At 70.4% G+C, this 21,730-nt stretch carries 18 protein-coding genes; 5 read left to right on the top strand and 13 right to left on the bottom strand.

Annotated elements, in window-relative coordinates; translation table 11 throughout:
* Nucleotides 1-20: 20 nt before the first annotated feature.
* Both BCR55_RS27745 and BCR55_RS27740 read right to left on the bottom strand, forming a co-directional pair.
* Entirely contained in the window at nucleotides 21-1,049 is a 1,029-nt protein-coding gene (locus tag BCR55_RS27745; protein ID WP_006407427.1) for an SDR family oxidoreductase, read from the bottom strand.
* A gap of 28 nt (nucleotides 1,050-1,077) precedes the next feature.
* The gene (locus BCR55_RS27740) at nucleotides 1,078-1,482 is read right to left on the bottom strand and encodes a BON domain-containing protein (RefSeq protein ID WP_006407426.1); all 405 of its coding nucleotides are present in this window, start codon (nucleotides 1,480-1,482) and stop codon (nucleotides 1,078-1,080) included.
* Between the two features lie 266 nt (nucleotides 1,483-1,748).
* On the opposite strand from BCR55_RS27740, the gene BCR55_RS27735 reads away from it, so the two are divergent.
* Both BCR55_RS27735 and BCR55_RS27730 read left to right on the top strand, forming a co-directional pair.
* Nucleotides 1,749-3,065 (top strand): glycosyltransferase family 1 protein, encoded by a 1,317-nt coding sequence (locus tag BCR55_RS27735; protein ID WP_006407424.1) that lies wholly within the window; start codon nucleotides 1,749-1,751, stop codon nucleotides 3,063-3,065.
* A complete protein-coding gene (locus tag BCR55_RS27730; protein WP_006398911.1) occupies nucleotides 3,065-4,111 on the top strand; it encodes a UDP-glucuronic acid decarboxylase family protein in 1,047 nt (348 codons plus the stop codon). The genes BCR55_RS27735 and BCR55_RS27730 overlap by 1 nt, the downstream gene beginning before the upstream one ends.
* Nucleotides 4,112-4,130: 19 nt before the next feature.
* Here BCR55_RS27730 and BCR55_RS27725 read toward each other — a convergent pair whose 3' ends face one another.
* Nucleotides 4,131-6,434, bottom strand: coding sequence for an ATP-binding protein (locus BCR55_RS27725; RefSeq protein ID WP_065497196.1), 2,304 nt, complete (start codon nucleotides 6,432-6,434; stop codon nucleotides 4,131-4,133).
* Nucleotides 6,435-6,550: 116 nt separating this feature from the next.
* Between BCR55_RS27725 and BCR55_RS27720 the strand changes: the two genes are divergently transcribed.
* Together BCR55_RS27720 and BCR55_RS27715 are read left to right on the top strand one after the other, a co-directional pair.
* Complete coding sequence (locus BCR55_RS27720) at nucleotides 6,551-7,246, top strand: PIG-L family deacetylase (RefSeq protein WP_006407421.1); 696 nt, start codon at nucleotides 6,551-6,553, stop codon at nucleotides 7,244-7,246.
* On the top strand, nucleotides 7,225-8,151 hold the full coding sequence (locus tag BCR55_RS27715; protein ID WP_006407420.1) for a glycosyltransferase family 2 protein: 927 nt from the start codon (nucleotides 7,225-7,227) through the stop codon (nucleotides 8,149-8,151). Before BCR55_RS27720 ends, BCR55_RS27715 begins: the two co-directional genes overlap by 22 nt.
* A gap of 17 nt (nucleotides 8,152-8,168) precedes the next feature.
* Here the strand turns inward: BCR55_RS27715 and BCR55_RS27710 are convergent, their stop codons facing one another.
* Nucleotides 8,169-9,536: a sigma-54 dependent transcriptional regulator gene (locus BCR55_RS27710; RefSeq protein ID WP_006398906.1), complete on the bottom strand. Its 1,368-nt coding sequence runs from the start codon at nucleotides 9,534-9,536 to the stop codon at nucleotides 8,169-8,171.
* 348 nt (nucleotides 9,537-9,884) lie between these two features.
* On the opposite strand from BCR55_RS27710, the gene BCR55_RS27705 reads away from it, so the two are divergent.
* The gene (locus BCR55_RS27705; protein WP_065496969.1) at nucleotides 9,885-10,928 is read left to right on the top strand and encodes a sigma-54-dependent Fis family transcriptional regulator; all 1,044 of its coding nucleotides are present in this window, start codon (nucleotides 9,885-9,887) and stop codon (nucleotides 10,926-10,928) included.
* A gap of 42 nt (nucleotides 10,929-10,970) precedes the next feature.
* Here BCR55_RS27705 and BCR55_RS27700 read toward each other — a convergent pair whose 3' ends face one another.
* From BCR55_RS27700 to BCR55_RS27660, 9 genes are all read right to left on the bottom strand, one after another.
* Nucleotides 10,971-11,921, bottom strand: coding sequence for a glycosyltransferase family 4 protein (locus tag BCR55_RS27700; protein ID WP_006408806.1), 951 nt, complete (start codon nucleotides 11,919-11,921; stop codon nucleotides 10,971-10,973).
* Nucleotides 11,911-12,987: a glycosyltransferase family 9 protein gene (locus BCR55_RS27695; protein ID WP_053298962.1), complete on the bottom strand. Its 1,077-nt coding sequence runs from the start codon at nucleotides 12,985-12,987 to the stop codon at nucleotides 11,911-11,913. The genes BCR55_RS27700 and BCR55_RS27695 overlap by 11 nt, the downstream gene beginning before the upstream one ends.
* Nucleotides 12,984-13,985: a glycosyltransferase family 2 protein gene (locus BCR55_RS27690; protein WP_053298961.1), complete on the bottom strand. Its 1,002-nt coding sequence runs from the start codon at nucleotides 13,983-13,985 to the stop codon at nucleotides 12,984-12,986. Before BCR55_RS27690 ends, BCR55_RS27695 begins: the two co-directional genes overlap by 4 nt.
* Nucleotides 13,982-15,727 carry a carbamoyltransferase C-terminal domain-containing protein gene (locus BCR55_RS27685; RefSeq protein WP_006407414.1) on the bottom strand — a complete coding sequence of 582 codons (1,746 nt, stop codon included), beginning with the start codon at nucleotides 15,725-15,727 and terminating at the stop codon, nucleotides 13,982-13,984. The genes BCR55_RS27690 and BCR55_RS27685 overlap by 4 nt, the downstream gene beginning before the upstream one ends.
* 3 nt (nucleotides 15,728-15,730) lie before the next feature.
* Nucleotides 15,731-16,948: a glycosyltransferase family 9 protein gene (locus BCR55_RS27680; protein ID WP_006407413.1), complete on the bottom strand. Its 1,218-nt coding sequence runs from the start codon at nucleotides 16,946-16,948 to the stop codon at nucleotides 15,731-15,733.
* Nucleotides 16,945-17,556, bottom strand: coding sequence for an HAD-IIIA family hydrolase (locus BCR55_RS27675; RefSeq protein WP_065496968.1), 612 nt, complete (start codon nucleotides 17,554-17,556; stop codon nucleotides 16,945-16,947). Before BCR55_RS27675 ends, BCR55_RS27680 begins: the two co-directional genes overlap by 4 nt.
* Complete coding sequence (locus tag BCR55_RS27670; RefSeq protein WP_006398898.1) at nucleotides 17,547-18,296, bottom strand: SDR family oxidoreductase; 750 nt, start codon at nucleotides 18,294-18,296, stop codon at nucleotides 17,547-17,549. Before BCR55_RS27670 ends, BCR55_RS27675 begins: the two co-directional genes overlap by 10 nt.
* A 187-nt stretch (nucleotides 18,297-18,483) precedes the next feature.
* Nucleotides 18,484-19,008 carry a hypothetical protein gene (locus tag BCR55_RS27665; protein ID WP_065496966.1) on the bottom strand — a complete coding sequence of 175 codons (525 nt, stop codon included), beginning with the start codon at nucleotides 19,006-19,008 and terminating at the stop codon, nucleotides 18,484-18,486.
* Nucleotides 18,953-21,697: an ABC transporter transmembrane domain-containing protein gene (locus BCR55_RS27660; RefSeq protein ID WP_053298957.1), complete on the bottom strand. Its 2,745-nt coding sequence runs from the start codon at nucleotides 21,695-21,697 to the stop codon at nucleotides 18,953-18,955. Before BCR55_RS27660 ends, BCR55_RS27665 begins: the two co-directional genes overlap by 56 nt.
* Nucleotides 21,698-21,730: the final 33 nt, after the last annotated feature.

Below are 21,730 nucleotides of genomic sequence, written 5' to 3'. Positions count from 1 at the left end.
CTTCGAAAAGTGAAACGAAATCACGCCGCGGCGCGGCGCGACCGCGCGACGGCCGCGAACAGCAGCGCGGCCGCGGTCAGCGCAACGGCGCTCGCGACCTTCGGACGCTGCACGACCGTGTTGTACGCGCACGAGCGCAGCACCGGCCCTTCCATGCCTTCGCGCTCGTGCAGCGCATGACGCGACTCGTAGAGCGCGTTGTCGTCGCGCGGCCGCGCCGGCCGCACCGTGCGCTGGCCGCGCGAGAACAGCGTCGCCGCGAGCCGGTCGAACAGCCGCGGCGCGTGATACGCGCTCGCCGACGTCAGCTTTGCGGCACCGCCGACGAACAGCGTGCGGCGCGGATGCGCGGCCGCGAACAGGATCGCGTCGGCGACGAGTTCGGGGTCGTAGATCGGCGGCGGCAGCTTCGGCTCGACGTTCATGTAGTTCTTCGCGTGCATCACGAACATCGTGTCCATCGCGGCCGGCTTGATCAGCGTCACGGACACCGGCAGCCGGTCCGACTCCAGTTCGAGCCGCAGCGAATCGGTAAACCCCTTCACCGCGTGCTTCGACGCGACGTACGCGCTCTGCAGCGGCAGCGGCGCGTCGGACGCCTCGCTGCCCATGTTGATGATCGCGCCGCCGCGCAGGTCGTTCTGGCGACGGAAATGGTCGGCCGCCACCAGAGAGCCATGCACGACACCCCAGTAGTTCGTGTCGAACAGGCGCCGCTGATCCTCGAGCGGCACCGTCGCCGCGGTGCCGAAAATCGACACGCCCGCGTTGTTGACCCAGGTATCGAAGCCGCCGTACGTCTCGACCGCCTGCGCGGCCGCGCGCTGCAGATCCTCGATGTTCGCGACGTCGCCGGCGACCGGCACCGCGAGGCCGCCGTGCTGGCGGATTTCTTCGCAGAGCGTGTCGAGCGCGTCCGCGTTGCGCGCGAACAGCACGAGCTTCGCGCCGCGCCGTGCCGCCTTGCGCGCCGTTACGAGGCCGATGCCGCTCGTCGCGCCGGTGATCACGATCGTCTGCTCGCCGACCGGTTTGAGCATGCAGTTCATCACTGGACTCCTTCGGCGGTGCCGTCAGTTATTTCGGCCGGATCGTCAGCTGGTCGCGCACGCTCTGCACGCCGTCGACCTTCTTGACCGCGTCGACGGCCATCGTGCGCTGCTGTTCGTCCGGCACGCTGCCGGTCAGCATCACGACGCCATGCCGCGTCTTCACGTGGATGTCGCCGCTCGTCAGGCCGCTCGTGCCGACCAGTTCGGCCTTCGCCTTCGTCGTGATCGTCGCGTCGCGGATTTTCGTGCCGGTCGACGAATGCGACGACGACGAAGACGAGGACGAAGACGCGCTGTCGTCGCCGGCGGCGTACACGTTCGGCGCGGCGAGCGCGCAGGTGGCGGCGGCGACCGCGATCGCGAGACCGATGCGGCGCGTGCGACGACCGCGAAGTCGCGGAGAACGGGCTTGCAGCGAGTTGAGCTTCATCGTGACCTCCTTTTTGTCACGCCGGGCGAGCCGGCAGGTACGCCACGCCGGCGCAAGCGGCGTGCCGCACCGCCCACGCGCGCGTCACGTCCGGTCGAACCGCGTTCGGCGCCTGCACGCCGATGATCAGACGCCCTTTCATCCAACGCGTTGTAATTTTTGCGGCGCTCTCCCGTACGCGCGCACGCGCGTAGCAGCGGGCATGACGATTGCCGGAGAAGCTTCGAGGGACGCACCGGCGCGGCCCCGATATCGGGAGCGACACCATGCAAAGAATCGCGTTGATCAGTGAACATGCGTCGCCGCTGGGGGTCATCGGCGGCGTCGATGCAGGCGGGCAGAACATCTATGTCGCAAACGTCGCGAAGCAGCTCGCCGAGCGCGGGCTCGACGTCGACGTGTATACGCGTTGCGACAATGCGCACCTGCCGGAAGTCGTACGGATCGGCACGCGGATGCGCGTGATCCACGTGCCGGCCGGCCCGCCGGTCGACGTGCCGAAGGAAAAGCTCCTGCCGTACATGGGCGCGTTCGCGGAGTACATGATCGCGCGCATGCGCCGCGAGCCCGATCCGGTCGACGTGATGCACGCAAACTTCTTCATGTCCGGCGAAGCGGCGCTGCGCGTGAAGAAGCGCCTTGGCATTCCGCTCGTGACGACGTTCCATGCGCTCGGCCGCGTGCGGCGTCTGCATCAGGGCGCGGCCGACGGCTTCCCCGATGCGCGCTTCGCGATCGAGGACACGCTCGCGCGCCGCTCGGACCGGCTGATCGCCGAATGCCCGCAGGACGCGCTCGATCTGACCACGCACTATCGCGCCGATGCATCGCGCATCGAGATCGTGCCGTGCGGATTCGACGCGCGCGAATTCCGGCCGGTGCCGCGCGCGGCCGCGCGTGCGCAGCTCGGCTGGCCCGAGGACGCGTTCGTCGTGCTGCAGCTCGGCCGCCTCGTGCCGCGCAAGGGAATCGACAACGTGATCGACGCGCTCGCGCGCATGCCGCGCGATCCGCAGCGGCCAACGCGGCTGTACGTGGTCGGCGGCAGCCAGGCGACGCCCGACCCGGCGAACGATCCGGAACTCGCGCGGCTCGTCGCGCTCGCGCACGACGTGGGCATCGCCGATCGCGTGACGTTCGTCGGCCGGCGCGACCGCGACGCGCTGCACCTCTACTACAGCGCCGCCGACGTGTTCGTGACGACGCCGTGGTACGAGCCGTTCGGCATCACGCCCGTCGAGGCGATGGCGTGCGCGACGCCGGTGATCGGCAGCGACGTCGGCGGCATCCGCACGACGGTCGAGGACGGCAAGACCGGTTATCTCGTGCCGCCACGCGATCCGGCCGCGCTCGCCGAGCGGCTCGTGCAGTTGCGCGCGCAACCGGATCGCTGCGCGGCGCTCGGCCGCGCGGGCTACGAACGCGCGCACCGCTTCTATACGTGGCGCGGCGTCGTCGACCGGCTCGTCGACGTCTATCGCGACGTCGCGCGCGAGCGTGCGGGCACGACGGCAGCCACGTCGCGCCGCACGCCGGTCGCGACGACACCGGCCGTGCTGGCCACCCGCAAGGAGAATGCGTGATGAAGGGCTACGATCGAAAACGCGTGCTCGTGACGGGCGGCGCCGGCTTTCTCGGTTCGCATCTCTGCGAGCGTCTGGTGACGGCCGGCCACGACGTGCTGTGCGTCGACAATTTCTACACCGGTGCGAAGGACAACATCGCACACCTGCTCGACGCGCCGAATTTCGAGCTGATGCGTCACGACGTGACGTTCCCGCTCTACGTCGAAGTCGACGAAATCTACAACCTCGCGTGCCCCGCGTCGCCCGTGCACTACCAGCGCGACCCCGTGCAGACGACGAAGACGAGCGTGCACGGCGCGATCAACCTGCTCGGTCTCGCCAAGCGCGTGAAGGCGCGCATCCTGCAGGCGTCGACGAGCGAGGTGTACGGCGACCCCGACGTGCATCCGCAGGACGAACGCTATTGCGGCCGCGTGAATCCGATCGGCATCCGCGCGTGCTACGACGAAGGCAAGCGCTGCGCGGAAACGCTGTTCATGGACTATCACCGGCAGTACGGCGTCGACGTGCGGATCGCGCGGATCTTCAACACCTACGGGCCGCGCATGCATCCGGCCGACGGCCGCGTCGTGTCGAACTTCATCACGCAGGCGCTCGCGGGCGAACCGCTGACCGTCTATGGCGACGGCACGCAGACGCGCTCGTTCTGCTACGTCGACGACATGATCGACGCGCTCGTGCGGCTGATGGACGAGCCGGGCGACGCGTGCGAGCCCGTCAATCTCGGCAGCGACGACGAGATCGCGATGATCGACGTCGCGCGCGAAGTCGTGCGCGTGGTGGGCGCGACGGTGCCGATCGAGTTTCGTCCGCTGCCGGCCGACGATCCGCGCCAGCGCCGGCCGAACCTCGACGCGGCGCGCAAGCGGCTCGGCTGGCGCGCGACGACGCCGTTCGCGAGCGGGCTCGCGCATACCGCGCGCTATTTCATCCATCGGCAAGCGGCGCACCATGCGCCCGGCGATCTCGTGCGCAGCACGCAGATCGCGTCGCACATGCTCGCGCAGATCGGCACGCGCAACCGCGCGGCGCCGACGTCTTGAGCGCGGCGCACGCGTCGGCTCAGTCGTCGCGGCTCGTCACGCGCGCGATCTCGCGCGCGAGATCGCCGACGTCGACCGGCTTGCAGAGATAGCCGTCGAAGCCGGCCGCGCGCGCGCGCCGCTCGTCGGCGAGCCCCGCGTGCGCGGTCACCGCGACGACGCGCGGGTTGCACGCGTCGTCGCCTTCGGCCGCGCGCCGGCGGATCGCGTCGAGCAGCCAGAAGCCGTCGCCGTCCGACATCGCGAGATCCGACAGCACGACGGTCGGCCGCATCTGCGCGGCGATCGTCACGGCCTGATGGCCCGACGATGCGACCGCGACTTCGGCGCCGAGCGTGCGCAGCGCGGCGGTCAGGCTCGCGCGCGTGGTCGCGTCGTCGTCGACGATCAGGATCCGCTGCGTGTCGAGGCCGAGCCGTTCGCGCGCGACGACCGTCTGCGCGATTCCCCATGCCATCGCGCCGATCGGCTGCCAGCCGGCCGGCAGCTTCACGGTGAAGGTCGTACCGCGATTGCGCCCCGCGCTGTCGACGACGACCGTGCCGCCGTGCAGCTGCACGATATGCCGGACGATCGACAGGCCGAGCCCGAGGCCGCGCCGCGACGAGGCAGGCGAATCGTCCGCGCGCCGGAACATGTCGAACACGTGCGGCACGAACTCCGGCGCGATGCCCTGCCCGGTGTCGGTCACGGTCAGCACGGCATGCGTGTCGTCGTGCGCGACGCTGACCGTGACGTCGCCGCCGGCCGGCGTGAATTTCAGCGCGTTCGATACGAGGTTCGACAGCATCTGCCGCAGCCGCTCGGCGTCGCCCGAGACGATGCAGGTCGCGACACGCGACTCGAATTCGAGCGCGATGCCGGTGCTCGATGCGGCCGTGTGGAACGCGGCGACGACATCGGCGAACAGCCGCACGACGTCGACCGGCATCGTGTCGAGCCGCAGCTTGCCTGTGGACAGCGACGACGCATCGAGGATGTCGCCGACCATGCGCGTGAGCGAGCGCGCGCTGCGGTCGATCGCGTCGATCGCCTGCACGCGCAGCGTGTCGTCGCCCGAATTGCGCAGCACCTCGATCCAGCCGTAGATCACGTTCAGCGGCGTGCGCAATTCGTGCGATACGGTCGCGAGCAATTCATCCTTCAGACGATTCGACGTCGCGGCCTGCTCGCCCGCGTCGCGCGCGCTGCGCAGCGAGCGTTGCGTGCGCCGGTCCTGACGGCGCTGTGCGCCGGTCTCGCGCAGCGTGATCGACAGCGCGACGCCGTCGCGTGCCTCGCCGCGCACGGGCCGCGCGGCGACCGTCGCGCGGAAGCGTCCGCCGTCGCGTCGCACGCAGAGCAGGTCGACCGGCCCGACGATTTCGCGCAGATGGTCGAAGGTCTGCACGAGCGGATGACGCTTGAGCCAGCGCATCGCGATCAGCGAGTCGAAACGGCGGCCGTACGCCGCCTCTTCGTCGTAGCCGAAGATGCGCTGCGCGGCCGGATTCCAGCTGACGATACGCGCGTCGCGGTCGATCCCGATGAGCGCGTCGGGCGACGCGTCGACGACCGCGCGCCGGACCTGCGCGGCGTCCGCCCGCGCGCGGTCCGCGCTCGCGTCGCGCAGCAGCAGCACTGCGCCGTCGACGTTGCCGTCCGCATCGGCGATCGGCGCGGCCGTCTCCGCGACCGGCACGGGCTCGCCGCCGGCCGCGCGCAGCCAGTGACGCTCGCAGGTCGTGCGCGTGCCGCCGAGCGCATGTTCGAGCGCCGAGGTCTGCACGCGCCGTCCGTCGCGATCGGTCAGCTGCAGCACGTCGCGCAGCGCGCGGCCGGCCGCGTCGTCCGGCCGGCAGCCGAGCAGCGCGGCCGCCGCCGCGTTCACGTAGGTCAGCCGCGCGTTCGTATCGGCGGCGATCACGCCGTCCGGCAACGCATTCAGCAGCGCCTCGAACTGCGCGCGCGCCGCGGCTTCGCGGCGTCGCGCACGCTCGTTCGTCACGCGCGCATGGCGCACCGCCGCGACGACTGCGCACGCGAGCACGCCGATCAGCGCAAATTCGCCGAGCCGCACGAGACGCTCCGACAGCGACATCGCGTACGCGGCCGGATCGGACAGGAACAGCGTCCACACGAGCACGCTGCTCGCGAGCGTCGCGATCAAGCCAAACAGGAACGACGTCGCCCAGGCGATCGCCGCGAGCAACGGGTAGTACACCGCGAGCGGCATGTTGGCGCCGCCGAAGCGAATCGCGAGCGCCTGCAGCACCGTCGCGATCGCGACGAACATGACGGCCGTCGCGCAATTTCCGGCATGCGTGCGCATCTTTTCACTCATCGGCTGCGCTCCCGGCGTGTCGCCCGGCCGTCGTGGCGCGGCGCCGGCGCGGGCATGCCGCGTGCTTGCCGATGCGCACCGCGGACGCTGCCGCATACGATGGAGTCCCCTCTGCCATGACTGCTCCCACTCGCTGGCTCGTTGTTTCGCCGCATCTCGACGACGCGGTGTTCAGTTGCGGGCAACTGCTCGCGCAGGCACCCGGGTCGGTCGTCGTCACGGTGTTCGCCGGCATTCCGCCGGCCGGGACCGTCGCGCCGCCCTGGGATCGGCGCGCCGGCTTTCGCAGCGCGGACGAAGCGATGCGCGCGCGCCGCGACGAAGATCGCCGCGCGCTGTCGATCCTCGATGCGCGGCCGGTATGGCTCGACTTCCTCGACGACCAGTACGGCACGCCGGCCGCGCCGTCGGCCATTGCCGCGCGCGTGGCGGCCGCGATCGCCGAGCATCCCGGCTACGGCGTGCTCGCGCCGGCCGGCCTGTTCCATCGCGACCATCTGCAGGTGCAGCAGGCAATGCTGATGCTGCTGCGCGACGATGATACGGCGCGCGTGTGGCGTTTCTACGAAGACGTGCCGTATCGGCGCATCGAGGGGCTGATGGCGAAACGCGTGGTGGGCTGGCGCGAGCACGGCTGGATCGCGCGGCCGGTCGGCTCGCCGGCCGGCGAGCGCACGGGGGCCCGCGACGCCAAGGCGCGCGCGGTCGAAGCGTACGCGAGTCAGATCGCGCTGTTCGAGCCGCATATGCTCGCGGACCTCCGCAAACCGGAAACGTACTGGCAGCTCGAATGCGACGTCACGTACGCGTAACGCCCGCACGCGTCGCGCTGACGGCGCACGAGCCGCGCGTGACCGCGGTCGTGCTCACGTACCGGCGCCCCGACGAGCTCGCGCGCACGCTCGCGCGGCTCACCGCGCTGCCGGACCGGCCCGCGATCGTCGTCGTCGACAACGCGGCCGACGCGGCGACGGCCGCACTCGTGCATGCGCGCTTTCCGCACGCGGCGCTCGTCGCGGCGCCCGGCAATCCGGGCGCGGCCGGCCGCAATCTCGGCGTCGCGGTCGCGCGCACGCCCTACGTCGCGTTCTGCGACGACGACACGTGGTGGGCGGCCGGCTCGCTGCGCGACGCGGCCGATCTGCTCGACGCGTATCCGCACGTGGCCGCGCTCACGGCGCGCGTGCTGGTCGGCCCGGACGAGCGCGAGGACCCGACCTGCGGCGTGATGGCCGCGAGCCCGCTCGAAGCGCCGGTGCCGCTGCCCGGCCGCCCGATCCTCGGCCTGCTGGCCGGCGCGACGATGTTCCGGCGCGAGGCGTTCGTGCGCGCGGGCGGATACCATCCGCGCTATTTTCTCGGCGGCGAGGAAGCGCTGCTCGCGCTGGACCTCTGCGCGGCCGGCGACTGGCTCGTGTACGCGCCGACGCTGACCGTCCATCACTATCCGTCGACGGCGCGCGACACGCGCACGCGCGCGAGCGTCGCCGCGCGCAACGACGCGTGGACCGCGTGGCTGCGCTGGCCGGCCGGCGCGGCGCTCGTGCATACGGTGCGGATGCTGCCGCGGCTGCGGCGCGAGCGCGGACTCGTGCGGGCGTTCGCGGGCTTGCCGTGGATCCTGCGCGAGCGGCGCGCGATCGCGCCGCACGTCGAACGGATGCGTCGCCTGATCGCCGCCGACGACGCGCGGCGCAACGCGCGCGCGCGTGCGTAGACGGGCTCGCGGCGGCATCAGGAATCCGACTTGTCCGATTCGTTTTCGAGCTGCGCGAGCCGGTTGTAGATCGTCTTCAGACTCACGTCGAGCACTTCGGCGGCCTGCGCCTTCACGCCGCCGCACTGCGCGATCGTGCCGAGGATCAGCTTGCGGTCGACTTCCTCGAGCGGCGTGCCGAACGGCACCGTCACGCGATCTTCATGAGAATCGACCATGCTCGAGAGCTCGTCCATGATCGGCGGCGGCAAGGTCTCGATCACGTCGACGTCGCTGAAGATGCTCGCGCGCTGCACGAAGTTGCGCAGCTCGCGCACGTTGCCGGGCCACGCGTACGTCTTCAGCGCCTCGCGGGCGGCCGGCGCGAAGCGCAGGTTGCGGCCGCTTTCCTCGTTGTAGCGCTGCAGGAACGCGTCGGCGAGCATCGGGATGTCGTCGCCGCGCTCGCGCAGCGAGGGCAGCGGAATCGGGAACACGTTGATGCGGTGATAGAGGTCGGGCCGCAGCTTGCCGTCGGCCATCGCGGCTTCCGGGTCGCGGTTCGTCGCGGCGACGATGCGCACGTCGACGTCGATCTCGCGCGTCGAGCCGAGCCGCGTGAGGCGCCCCGTCTCGAGCACGCGCAGCAGCTTGACCTGCGATTCGAGCGGCATCTCGGTGATTTCGTCGAGGAACAGCGTGCCGCCGTCCGCCCGCTCGAAAAAGCCCTTGTGCTGCCGCTCGGCGCCGGTGAAGCTGCCACGGTCGTGGCCGAACATCTCGCTCTCGACGAGATTCGCGGCGATCGCGCCGCAGTTGATCGCGAGGAACGGGCCGCGCCGGCGCAGGCTCAGATCGTGGATCGTCTGTGCGGCCAGCTCCTTGCCGGTGCCGGATTCGCCAGTCAGCAGCACCGACGCCTCGGTGCGCGCGACGCGGCCGATCGCGTCGTAGACGGCCTGCATCGCCGGCGAGCTGCCGAGCATGCGACCGAAGCGGCCGAGCCGCTGCAGTTCCGAACGCAGCTCCGCGATTTCTTCATGCAGCGCGGTCGTGCGCGGCACGCGCGCGAAGATGCTGTTCAGCCGCTGCATGTTCAGCGGCTTCACGAGATAGTCGGTCGCACCGCGCCGCAAGGCGTCGATCGCGGTTTCGAGGCTCGCATGACCGGTGGTCAGCACCATCTCGCAGTGCGCGCGTTTCGGTAATGCATCGAACAGATCCATACCGTTGCCGTCCGGCAGCACGAGATCGCACAGCACGAGATCGGGGGTATGCGTCGCGACGAGCGTACGCGCTTCTTCGAGCGTCGCGGCCGTGTCGCACGTGAGCTGCTGCGAGCGCGCGAGCGTCGCGAGCATCGTGCGCGTATCGGCATCGTCTTCGACGATCAGAACGTAAGGCATCTGGGCTCCTTGTGGTGCGGCCCGGCACGCGAGCGGCCGGAACCGCGGCGAGTAGGCAGCGCGTCGACCGCCGGGGCACTCGGCGGCGCATCACGCGATGCGCGTCATCGGGGCAGACAAGCAGTCCTGCCATCAGTAACAGTGCTTAGCAGTATAGAAGAAGCATGTCTTGCGTGCTCGCTTCATCGATTAAATCTATCCGTTTCGGCCGCGCGGATTGCGATATTCAATGCCTCGCAAACGATATCGACGATATGCTCTGTGCACGAACAGGCGACGCACACCGCGTCGTTTTTTCCTTTCTGCCGTGACGTATTCGGTCAAAACTTCCCACTCCGATATCAGACCATGTCGAAATCCGACGATGACGGCACGCGGCTGTTCGGCCGCTCGCGCTCGATCCAGACCCTGATGCTGAAGGTGTCGCGCGTCGCCACGACGCGCGCAAGCGTATTGATCGTGGGTGAGAGCGGCGCGGGCAAGGACATTGTCGCGCGACTGCTGCACGACATGAGCCCGCGTCGGCGCGGGCCGTTCGTGCCGGTCAATTGCGGCGCGATTCCCGGCGATATCGCCGAGTCGCAATTGTTCGGCCACGAGAAAGGCAGCTTCACCGGCGCGGTGGCGCAGCACGTCGGCATGTTCGAGGCCGCGCGCGGCGGCACGCTGTTTCTCGACGAGATCGCCGAGATGCCGCTCGAGCTGCAGGTCAAGCTGCTGCGTACGCTCGAGTCGAACACGATCATGCGCGTCGGCGGCCACGAAGCGATTCCGATCGACGTGCGCATCGTCGCGGCCACCCATCACGATCCGGTCGAAGCGGTGCGCAGCGGGCGCCTGCGCGAAGACCTGTTCTACCGCATCGCGACGGTCGCGCTGCACGTGCCCGCGCTGCGCCAGCGCGAGGACGACGTCGGCGAGATCGCGATGCAGATCGTCGAGCGGCTGAACACGCGCCATCGCACGCGCAAGCGGCTGTCGACGCAGGCGATGAAGGCGCTGCGCGCCTACACGTGGCCCGGCAACGTGCGCGAACTGCGCAACGCGGTCGAGCGCGCGTTCATCCTCGCGGACGAGCAGATCGACCTGCAGCTGCCGCGCCGCCAGCCGCCGCGCGAGGAAGTGCGGCACAACGCGATGACGCTCCATATCGGCACGACGCTCGCGCATACGCAGCAGCGCTTCATCGTCGCGTCGCTGCGGCATTTCAACGGCGACAAGCCGCGCACCGCGAAGGCGCTCGGCATCAGCCTGAAAACGCTGTACAACCGCCTCGCGCTGCTGCCCGAGCACGAGCGCAATCTCGTCGCGAACCTGTCGGGCGGCACCGGCACCGCAGGCGGCGGATCGGGAAGCGGCACGAACCCGGCGACGAACGCGTCGAGCCAGTGAGCGAGCAGGCGGGCCGCCGTCGCGCGGCCCGCATCGATGGCGCTACGCCGCGACTTCGGTCAGCGCCGCGTCCCAGTCGCGCACGAAGCGCTCGATGCCGAAGCGCTCGCGCGCGTCGCGGCGCGCGGCCTCGCCCCACGCGCGCGCGAGGTCCGCATCGCGGATCAGCATCCGCATCGCCTCGATCAGCACCGCCGGGCGCGTGTCGGCCGCGCCGTTTACGCCGGTCTTCACGAGCTGCGCCATCTCGGTCGTCGCGAGCGCGACGATCGGCAGGCCGATCATCATCGCCTCGATCACCGCGAGCCCGAGGCTCGTATAGCGGATCGGATTGAAAAAGAACCGGTAGTGCGACAGGAAGTGCGGCAGCGCCGGATTCGGCACTTCGCCGATGCCGCCGAGCTCGCTCGAGCCCATCCCGACCAGATCGAGCGGCACGCTGCGGCGCACGTGCTCGAACACGTCCACGCCGAGACGGCGGCCGCGGCGCGCGAGGTTGTTCACGACCGACACGCCTTTCGGCAGCGTGCCGTGATAGGCGACGTTGTCGGGCACGAGCACGCCGTGCTCGATCACGCGCGTCGGCGTGATGCCGTTGTCCCACATCAGCGCGTTGAACGGCGTCACGTGCACGAGCATCACGTTCGGGTCCTGCACGGGGTGCAGCGTGTCGGTCGGATGCTCGCGCGGCGGATCGTGCTCGACGAACAGCGTCGGCAATGCGCGCTGCGCATCGCTCAGCAGATGCAGCCGGTCGTGCTGGTAGTGGCTGTGATGCTGATACAGCACGCAGTCGAACGCGGTATCGCGCACGCATTCGACCGGCACCTCGTGCACGTTGTCGCCCCACGGCAGATGGCCGACGCGGCCCGCGTAACCGGGCGGATGCTGCGGTTTCGTCACGATGAAGAAATCGTGCGGCGCCTGCGACAGGTAGTACAGGTAGTTGCCGTGCACGTGCCAGGTCAGCACGCGCAAACGCTTACGTGACATGACGTCTCTCCTCCGCGAGCAGCGCGCTCGCCTGATCGATCACGTCGTCGACGCCGATCGCCACTGCACACTCGTGCTCGTACGGGCACGCGTCGTACATGCAGGGCCGGCATGACGGATAGTTCGCGAGCACGCGGTGGCGCTCGCCGTCGAGCGGCGCCCAGCGTGCGGTGTCGCTGCCGCACGCGACGACGACGCTCGGCGTGCCGAGCGCGGCCGCGACGTGCGACACGCCGGTGTCGTTGCAGAGCAGCAGGCGCGCGCGGCCGATCAGCGCGGCCAGCGCGCCGAGCGGCGTGCGGCCGCACAGATTCACGCACGGCCGCCCGAGCTGTTCGGCGAATGCGCCGGCGAGCGCGATCTCCGCGCGCGTGCCGGTCAGCACGATCTGCCAGCCATCGTCCGCGAGCCGCCGCGCGGCGTTTGCGAAACGCTCGACCGGCCAGCGGCGCGACGCCATCCGCGCGCCGGGGTGCACGATCACGTAGCGGCCGGCTTCGAGCGCGTATTCGTCGCAGAGCACGTGCCAGAGCGCGTAGTCGAGTCCGCCGAGCGGGAATTCGAGGTAGTCGCCCCAGTCGGGATAGCCGAGCGCGTGCATCAGCCGCAGATAGCGCGTGACTTCCGGCTCCTCGTCGCGCCAGACGATCGAACAGTCGAGCGCGGCCGCGTCGCCGTCGGCCGGCATGAAGCCCGCGGTGCGCACGGCGCCGAGCGACGCGACGATCGCGTTGGTCCGCGCGCCGCTGCCGTGCAGCTGGATCGCGAGATCGAACTCGCGCGCGCGGCACTTCGCGATGAACGCGTCGCGCGCGGCAGCTTCCGGTTCCGCCTGCTCGCCGAGTCCCGGCGCGCCGGGAAACGCGATGAAGTCGTCGATGTAGTCGCCGAAGCGCGACGCGAATTCGCGCGCCCACGGCAATCCGATCAGCGTGATGTGCGCATCGGGCGCGCCGCGACGCAGCGCGCGCAGCGCCGGCACCGCGCACAGCATGTCGCCGAGCTGCAGCGCGCGGAACACGGCGATCGTGCGCGGGGCCGGCGGGGAGGACGTGTCGAGCGTCATAGGAAGAACACCCGGAAGTGAAGTGCGCCGCGGATGCGCCAGTACAGCGACACCGGCGGAATCGCGATCGACGTGACGATCATCTCGGCGACGTGCGACGGCGTGAGCGCCGTGCCGCGCAGCCGCTTGCAGCAGAACCACGCGGTGATCGCGGCCCAGATGCCTGCGAACACCGCGCCGGCCGCGTTCCAGCGCGCGACGAAGCAGACGAGCGCCGCGAGCGCCGCGAACACCGCGCCGTAGTAGTGCCAGGGCGGCACCGGCCGGATATGGCGCCGGTACGTCGTGCGATGCTTCTTGTACAGCAGCGCGTCGAAATAGACCTTCGACTGCTGGCCGATGCTCGCGCCCCAGCGCGCGGGCCGCACCGGATGCACGATGCGCGCGTCCTCGACCTCGACGATCGGGCCCGCGTGCTCGCGCAGCGCGAACATCAGGTCCGCATCCTCGCGCCACGCGCGCGTGAAGCGCTCGTCGAAGCCGCCGACGCGTTCGAGCGCGGCGCGCCGCACGAAGCAGTTCGCGGTCGCGAATTCGGCATGCGCGAGCCCCGCCGCGTCGCGTTCGTAGTCGGTCGGCCGCGGCCGCAGCGGCACCTCGATGCGCCCTGCCGCCGCGGCCGCGGACGGCTCCGCGAGCAGCGCGGCCGCGCCGTGGCGCAGCCAGGTCGGATCGGGAATCGTGTCGTCGTCGGTAAACGCGATCAGCGCGCCGCGCGCGCTGCGCCAGCCGACGTTGCGTGCACCGGCCGGCCCCTGCGTGTCGGGCGCGCTCAGGTAGCGGATCGCCGGCACGTCGGTCATGCGCGCGCGGCATGCGTCGACCACCGGCCGCGCGCTGCCGGCCGGATCGTCGTCGACGACGATGATCTCGTACGTCGTCGGATCGAACACCTGCACGCACAGCGCGTCGAGACAGCGTTCGAGCAGATCGGGCCGCCGGTAGGTCGGCACGACGACGGACACGACCGGCGGCAGCTGCGTGTCGCGCATGTTCATCGCGGCTTCTCCATGAGGAACGAGCCGATCACGAGCGCATCGAGCGGCGAGGTCCAGAAGCATTCGATCGCATCGCGCGGCGTGCAGACGATCGGCTCGCCGCGCGTGTTGAACGACGTGTTGACGAGCACCGGCACGCCGGTCAGCGCGTCGAACTCGGTCAGCAGCGCGTGCAGCAGCGGGTTCTGCTGCGGCGCGACCGTCTGCACGCGCGCGGTGCCGTCGATATGGCGCACGGCCGGAATCCGCTCCGCGCGCTCGGGCCGCACGTCGTAGACGAACAGCATGAACGGCGCATGCAGCGGCTCGCGCCGCCCGCCCGAGAACCACTCGTGCGCCTTGCTTTCGAGCGCGACCGGCGCGACCGGCCGGAAATCCTCGCGATCCTTGATCCGGTTCAGCTTGCGCTGCATGTCGGGATCGATCGGCGACGCGAGAATCGAACGCGCGCCGAGCGCGCGCGGGCCGAACTCCATGCGTCCCTGGAACCAGCCGATCACGCGGTTCTGCGCGAGCAGTGCGGCCGTCTGCGCGGCGACGTCGTTCAGCCGCCGATACGGCAGCTGCGCTTCGCGGATGAAGGCCTCGATCGCGTCGTCCTCGAACGACGGGCCGAGATACGCGTGATCCATGCGCCAGTCGCCGCGCGCGCCGCGCTCGCGGAAGTCGGTCCACAGCGCGGCGCCGAGCGCGGTGCCGGCGTCGCCGGCCGCCGGCTGCACCCACACGTCGTCGAACGGGCCGCGATCGCGAATGCGCGCATTCATCACGCAGTTCAGCGCGACGCCGCCCGCCATCGCGAGCTGCTTCTCGCCGGTTTCGGCCGCGAGCCATTCGACCGCGCGCAGCGTCGTTTCCTCGAGCACCAGCTGCAGCGCGTGCGCGATGTCGCAATGGTTCGGCGTGATCGGCCCGCCGCGCTCGCGCGCGGGGCCGAACAGCGCGACCAGATCCGCCTCGTCGACGTCGTACCGGCCGTCGCCGCGATAGCGCACGAGCTGGCGCATCTGATCGGCGTAGATCGGCTTGCCGTACGACGCGAGCGCCATCACCTTGTACTCGTCGGACGAATGCAGGAAGCCGAGGTAACGCGTGACGCGCTCGTACAGCAGCCCGAGCGAATGCGGCAGGTCGACCTGCGCGATGCGCCGGTACGTGCGTCCGTCGAACACGCCGTAGCTCGTCGTCGCGCGCTCGCCGCGTCCGTCCATCGTCATCACCGCGCAGCGCTCGTACGGCGCCGCGAGAAACGCGCTCGCCTCGTGCGCGAGGTGGTGTTCGACGAAATGCCAGCGGAACGGCCCGTCGTGCGTGACGCCGCGAAAGCGCCGCTGCAGGTGGTGCGGCGCGCCGCCCGCGAGCTGACGCGGCGCGTTGACGATCGACGACAGGAACAGCGGATGCCACGGCGACTCGCCGCCCGGCGGCCGCGCGTGCGCGGACGGTTCGAGCGGCAGCGTGAGCGACGGCTGTCCGGCGCGGCGATCGAGTTCGAGCCACGGATCGTACGAATACGCGACATGCTGCACGTCCGCGAGCGCGATGCCCGCTTCCGCGAGACAGTAGTCGATCGCGTGATACGGCAATTCCCAGGTCGAAAACGGCACTGGCCGTTTCGCATGCTTCACGTGCGTGAAGCGTTCTTCCTCGGCCGCGGCCACGACCACGCCGTCGCGCACGAGGCACGCGGCGCTGTCGTGAAAGGCGGCGTTGATGCCGAGCGTATAGATCGGTTCGGGCATGCGTCAGCTCCTGGTGATGACGTGCGCGAAAGGAATCACGTTCGACGCGCCGGCTGCGCTGCCGGCGAGCGACGTGTCGGACGCGGCGGCTGCGCGGGCACCCGCGTGCCGCGCACCGCGCGCGTTGCCGCGCAGCAGCGCGTGCGCGGCATCGACGACATCGTCGACGCGCACGCCGCGCAGGCACGGATGTCCCGGCTGTTCGCACACGCTGCGATAGCAGTTGCGGCACGGCACGTCGACGTTCAGCACGCGATGCGGAACGCGCCACGGCGTGTGCTGCGGATTGGTCAGCGCGTAGAGATCGACGACGGGCGTGCCGAGCGCGGCCGCGAGATGCGCGGGGCCGCTGTTGTTCGACAGCAGCAGGTCGGCCGTCTCGATCAGCGCGCCGAGCTCGCCGAGCGGCAGCGTGCCGGCGAGCGGCAGCGCGCGCGGGCCGATCCGCTCGCACACCGCGTCGACGAGCGCGCGTTCGCCGCTGCCGCCCGTCACTGCGACGCCGTCGAACTGCGACACGAGGCGCGCGGCCGCGTCGCCGAAGCGCTCGGCCGGCCAGCGCCGCGACGCGGCGCTCGCGCCCGGATGCACGACGAGCCAGCGCCCGCAGCCATGCGCGTCGCCGCGCCGCGGGCCGCCGAAGCGCTGCAGCGCGGCGCGCAGCCGCGCCTGCACCGCCCGGCGCGCCGCGTCGCCCGGTTCGAACGCCATCCGCCAGTCGGCGGTCTTCGCACCGATCGTGCGCACCAGCGCGAGCTGGCGCGCCACTTCGTGCCGCACCTGCTGATCGGGCTCGGTCTCCGCGACGCGGTCGGTCAGCAGCCGGTACGGGTTCTCGCGGCAATGCGCGAGCCGCAGCGGAATGCCGGCGAGCCAGCACATCATCGCGGCCGGCAACGGGCTCTGGCTATACACGGTGAAGATCACCGCCGCGTCGAAACGCGCGGACAGCAGCCGGTCGATCATGTCGAGATCGGCGACCGGGTCGGCCGGCGCGTCCGGATGCTTGACCCACGGCGCGTCGTACGTCCACACGTCGTCGACCATCGGCAGATGCGCGCCGAGCGCCGCGGCCGTGCTCGACGTGAGCAGCGTCAGATGCCGGCCGTTGCCGCTTTCCTTCAGCGCGCGCAGTGCCGGCGTCGTCATCAGCACGTCGCCGAGATTGTCGAGCCGCACGCACAGAATGCGGCGCGCGCGGTCCCACGCGGGCGCGCTCATTGCCGCACCCGCGAGCCGTGACGGCGCGTGGTTTCGCGCACGACGATGTCGGCCGCGAGATCGAGCCGGTCGACGACGAAGTGCGGCGTGCGTGTCGCGTCGATCCGCCATTCCGTCTCGTAGCCGCGATCGACGAGGATCGTGCGGCACTGCGCGGCGCGGCCCGCTTCGATGTCGTCGAGAATGTCGCCGATCATCCAGCTCGCGCCGGCCTCGACGCCGAGCGCGGCGACCGCGCGGCGCAGCATGCCGGGCCTCGGCTTGCGGCACAGACAGTCGCATGCATAGCGCGGCACGCTGCCCTGCGGGTGATGCGGGCAGTAAAAAAAATCCGCCAGCGCCGCGCCGTTCTCTTCGAACAGTTCGGCAAGACGCTGGCGGACCGCGCCAAGCTGAGATTCGGTGAAGCGGCCGAGCGCGACGCCCGGCTGGTTCGAGACGACCGCGATCGGCATGCCGGTCGACGCGAGCGAGCGCAGCGCACGCGCGGCGCCCGGCGCGAGCCGCATGCGGGCCGGATCGACGTTGTACGGCACGTCGTCGAGCAGCGTGCCGTCCTTGTCGAGCAGCACGGCGCCGCGCGGACGCGGATCGTGCTTCAGGGCCATGATGTCTCCTTCATCGGCAGCACCATCACTTCCGGTACGACCGTGCCCGGCGGCTGCGTCAGCACGAAGCGCACCGCGGCCGCGACGTTCTCGGGCGGCTGCAGCGTGTCCTCGTCGATGTCCGGGAAACGATCGAGCAGGAACGGCGTGCGCATCCCGCCGGCGACGATCGCCGAGACGCGCACGCCGGCCGGGCGCAGCTCCGCATGAAGCGCATGCGACAGACCGAGCAGCCCCCACTTCGTCGCGTGATACGCCGATGCGTTCGGCCACGCGCGTTTCGATGCGGTCGACGCGATGTTGACGATATGCCCGCCGCCGCGCGCCTTCATCATCGGCACGACCGCATGGCACATGAGGTATGGACCGAACAGGTTCGTCATCAGCACCTGCTGCCATGCGTCGACGCTCACGTCGTCGATCGGCGCGGTCACGTCGATCGCCGCGTTGTTCACGATCACGTCGAGATCGCCGACCACTTCGCGCGCATCGTGCACGGCCTGCAGCACCGACGCCTCGTCGCGCACGTCGAGCGGACGGCCGACCGCCTTCACGCCGTGCCGCGTAAGCCGCTGCGCGACGGCCGCCGCGCGGTCGCCGTCGAGATCCGCGACGACGACGTGCGCACCGTTGCGCGCGAGTTCCTCGCAGATCGCTTCGCCGAGCCCGCGGCCGCCGCCCGTGACGAGTGCGGTGCGGCCGGCGAGCGGCAGTTGAGCTGGATCGTGGGTCCCGTTCACATGTACCTCCCTGTCGGCGTCAGAAGAACTTCGTCGGAACGCTTGTCGTGACAAGCGTCATCGCAGGGAAGACAGCGAGATTCGTGCCCGTCCGTTTCGAACCGCGTTGCGTCGCGCGTCGCGGCGCGTTCGCTGGCTTTTTTATAACCGGCTGTAAAAACGTGCCCGCACCGCGCTGCGCTCGCGATCAGATCGCGAGCGCGTCGGGCGTCGCCTGCGCGCGATGCTTCGCGAGCGCGCGCAGGCAATGCGCGATGCAGCCCGCGAACGCCTCGTCGAACCACGGCTGCGCGCCCGATACGCCGACCACGATCCCGTGCTGTGCGACGGCGCCCCACAGGTTCGTGTCGCCCGCGCGCAGCCGGTACGGCTCGAGCGCCTGCACGACGTGGCCGTCGCGGCCGGTTTCCCACGACAAACGCGCTTTCGCGCGCGCATACGCGCGATAGTCGGCGTCCCAGTCCTTCGGGTCGGGCAGAGAGAACTCGTAGAGGATCGCGTCTTCGAACGACGCGTCGTGCGGGCCGAGCGCCGGATCCATGATCACGATGTGCAGGCAGCCGCTGTCGCCGACGAAGTCGCTCTGCAACGCGGCCGACAGCGTCGGCAGCAGCAGTTCGACGGCCGCGATCGCGGCCTGGCGATCCGCGAGCGCGCTACCGCCGCGACGTGCGGTCAGCCCTTCGGGGGACGGATTCAGATGAGTCGGCATGTGAGTCTCCGGAGGAAAATGCGAGCGCGCGCAGCGCCGCGATCAGGTCGGCCGGCGCCGCCGGCTTGGTCAGATACGCATGGAAACCCGCTTCGACGGCGCGCGCGCGGTCGCGCTCGCGCGCGTGGCCGGACAGCGCGAGCGCTTCGATGGACGATGCGCCGTCCTCGTTCGCGCGCGCCGCTTCGAGCTGACGCACGCGCGTCATGACCGTATAGCCGTCTTCCTCGTCGTCGCCGAGGTCGATGTCGCAGACGAGCAGCGCCGGCCAGTCGTCACGGCGCGCGCGCCATAGCGTGTCGAGCAGCGCCTGGCCCGACGCGAACGCGTCGACCTGCGCGCCGGCCACCGTCAGCAGCGCGGTCAGCGCATCGCGCGCTTCGTCGTGATCGTCGACGCAGGCGATGCGCAGGCCGTCGAGCGGCCTGTCGGCGATCGGCACGGGCACGGCGTCGGCCGGCTGCATCGACGCCGGCGCGATCGCGCAGAGCGGCAGCGCGACGTGCAGCGTGACACCGGTGTCGTCGCGTTCGCGCACGACGTAGCCGCCCGCCTCCTCGATCGCGTTCTGCAGCGGCTCGAGAGCGAGCAGCGACAGCTCCGGCGCATCGACGCCCGCGCAGGCGACCGTGATCCGTGCATCCGGATCGTGCCGCTCCGTATAGACCTGGACGCGCCCGCCGCTGCCGCTCACGTCGATCCCGTTGCGGCACAGCTCCCACACGAAGCGCCGCAGCGCGGCCGGATCGGCCTTCACGATCAGGTCCTCGTCGGACAAATGGCGGAACACCGGCACGCCGCGCCGCTCGGCCGCGTCAGCGAGCCCGTCGAGCACCTGCGACACGAGCGGATTGATGCGCACCGGCTGTCGCGCGAACTTCGCCTCGGTGCGTTCGAGCTCGCGCTGCTTCGCCTGCAGCGCCCACATCTGCGCATAGACGCCGCCGCTCGCGAGCAGCTCGTCGTGCGTGCCCTGTTCGACGAGCCGGCCGTACTCCATCACGAGGATGCGGTCCGCATCGACGATCGTCGACAGCCGGTGCGCGATGATCAGGCTCGTCCGATGTTGCGCGACACGCATCAGCTCCTGCTGGATCGCGCGCTCCGAGCGCGTGTCGAGCGCGGACGTCGCCTCGTCGAACACGACGATCGGCGGCGCCTTCAGCAACGCGCGCGCAATCGCGACGCGCTGCCGCTCGCCGCCCGACAGCCGCACGCCGCGTTCACCGACGCGCGTGTCGTAGGCATCGGGCAGCCGCTCGATGAACGTGTCGAGCTGCGCGCTGCGCGCGGCCGCGACCACTTCCGCGCGCGTCGCGTCGCGCTTGCCGTACGCGATGTTGTACGCGATCGTGTCGTTGAACAGGATCGTGTCCTGCGGCACGATGCCGAGCGCGTCGCGCAGGCTGCGCTCGGTGACGAGGCGCAGATCCTGGCCGTCGATGCGGATCGTGCCGGCGTCCGGCTGGTAAAGCCGGAACAGCAGCCGCGCGAGCGTCGACTTGCCCGAGCCGCTGCCGCCGACCACCGCGACCGACTGGCCGGGCTCGATCCGGAACGACACGTCCCACAGGATCTGCCGGCTCGGCTCGTAGCCGAAGTCCACGTGCTCGAACTCGATCGCGCCGCCGCGCACGACGAGCGGCTGCGCACCGGGCACGTCGCCGTCCTCGCCCGGCTTGCCGCGCGCGTCGAGCAGCCCGAACAGCCGCTCGATGTTCGTCATCGCGTCGTTCGCCTCGCGGAACACGAAGCCGAGCGCGTTCAGCGGCAGGCTGATCTGGATGATGTACGCGTTGATCAGCACGAGGTCGCCGACCGTCATCGCGCCGGTCGCGACGCGCTCGCCGGCGAGCAGCATCACGGCCGCGATGCCGGCGCCGATGCAGGCGCTCTGCCCGATGTGCAGCGTCGACAGCGCGTACTGGTTGTCGACGCCCGCGTCCGACCACGCGTTCAGCACGCGGTCGAGCCGGTCGCGTTCGACGTCCTCGCGCGCGAAGTACTTGACGGTGTCGACGTTCAGCAGGCTGTCGACGATGCGCGAATTCGATTCGGCCTCGAGCGCGTTCACGCGGCGCTGGTAGCGCATGCGCCGCCGCGTGAACACGATCGTGTACGCGGCGTAGACGGCGAACGTGACGAAGATGATCGCGGTGAAGCCGCCGCCATACTTGCTGACGACGATCACGAGCACCGAGCCGATCTCGATCGCGGTCGGCACGATCGTAAACACGGCGACGCCAAGCAGATAGCCGATGCCGGCCGTGCCCTTCTCGAGGTCGCGCACGACCGCGCCCGTCTCGCGCTGCGAATGGAAGCGCGCGCCGAGCCGGTGCAGATGGCCGAACGTGCGTACCGTGAACGCGGCGACCGTGCTCTGCGTGACCTGCACGAACGTCATGTCGCGCACTTCATTCAGCGCGTTCGACGCGAACCGCACGACCGCGTACGCGAACAGCAGCAGCACCGGCAGCGACGCGGGCCGCTGCGCGAGCTGGCCGAAGTCGTCGACGATCTCCTTCAGCAGCAGCGGTACCGACACGGCCGCGGCCTTCGCGAGCACCAGCAGCGCAATCGCCGCGAGCACGCGCGCGCGATAACGCCAGATCGCACGCCACAGCTCGCCGGCGATCCGCAGCCGCAGGCTGCGCGTATCGCGTCGCGTGTCCCCGGTCGCCGGCGTCATGCGCGCACTGCGTTCCGTTGTGGCGGGTTCATG

Source organism: Burkholderia sp. CCA53, assembly GCF_001685525.1.
GTDB classification, from domain to species: Bacteria; Pseudomonadota; Gammaproteobacteria; order Burkholderiales; family Burkholderiaceae; genus Burkholderia; species Burkholderia multivorans.
Note: the sequence above shows the minus strand (reverse complement) of the source record. Positions and strands in the feature narration are given on the sequence as shown.

Coding starts and splice junctions, on each gene's coding strand:
- BCR55_RS27745 (WP_006407427.1), bottom strand. CDS start 1,049: ATGAACTGCATGCTCAAACCGGTCGGCGAGCAGACGATCGTGATCACC.
- BCR55_RS27740 (WP_006407426.1), bottom strand. CDS start 1,482: ATGAAGCTCAACTCGCTGCAAGCCCGTTCTCCGCGACTTCGCGGTCGT.
- BCR55_RS27735 (WP_006407424.1), top strand. CDS start 1,749: ATGCAAAGAATCGCGTTGATCAGTGAACATGCGTCGCCGCTGGGGGTC.
- BCR55_RS27730 (WP_006398911.1), top strand. CDS start 3,065: ATGAAGGGCTACGATCGAAAACGCGTGCTCGTGACGGGCGGCGCCGGC.
- BCR55_RS27725 (WP_065497196.1), bottom strand. CDS start 6,434: ATGAGTGAAAAGATGCGCACGCATGCCGGAAATTGCGCGACGGCCGTC.
- BCR55_RS27720 (WP_006407421.1), top strand. CDS start 6,551: ATGACTGCTCCCACTCGCTGGCTCGTTGTTTCGCCGCATCTCGACGAC.
- BCR55_RS27715 (WP_006407420.1), top strand. CDS start 7,225: ATGCGACGTCACGTACGCGTAACGCCCGCACGCGTCGCGCTGACGGCG.
- BCR55_RS27710 (WP_006398906.1), bottom strand. CDS start 9,536: ATGCCTTACGTTCTGATCGTCGAAGACGATGCCGATACGCGCACGATG.
- BCR55_RS27705 (WP_065496969.1), top strand. CDS start 9,885: ATGTCGAAATCCGACGATGACGGCACGCGGCTGTTCGGCCGCTCGCGC.
- BCR55_RS27700 (WP_006408806.1), bottom strand. CDS start 11,921: ATGTCACGTAAGCGTTTGCGCGTGCTGACCTGGCACGTGCACGGCAAC.
- BCR55_RS27695 (WP_053298962.1), bottom strand. CDS start 12,987: ATGACGCTCGACACGTCCTCCCCGCCGGCCCCGCGCACGATCGCCGTG.
- BCR55_RS27690 (WP_053298961.1), bottom strand. CDS start 13,985: ATGAACATGCGCGACACGCAGCTGCCGCCGGTCGTGTCCGTCGTCGTG.
- BCR55_RS27685 (WP_006407414.1), bottom strand. CDS start 15,727: ATGCCCGAACCGATCTATACGCTCGGCATCAACGCCGCCTTTCACGAC.
- BCR55_RS27680 (WP_006407413.1), bottom strand. CDS start 16,948: ATGAGCGCGCCCGCGTGGGACCGCGCGCGCCGCATTCTGTGCGTGCGG.
- BCR55_RS27675 (WP_065496968.1), bottom strand. CDS start 17,556: ATGGCCCTGAAGCACGATCCGCGTCCGCGCGGCGCCGTGCTGCTCGAC.
- BCR55_RS27665 (WP_065496966.1), bottom strand. CDS start 19,008: ATGCCGACTCATCTGAATCCGTCCCCCGAAGGGCTGACCGCACGTCGC.
- BCR55_RS27660 (WP_053298957.1), bottom strand. CDS start 21,697: ATGACGCCGGCGACCGGGGACACGCGACGCGATACGCGCAGCCTGCGG.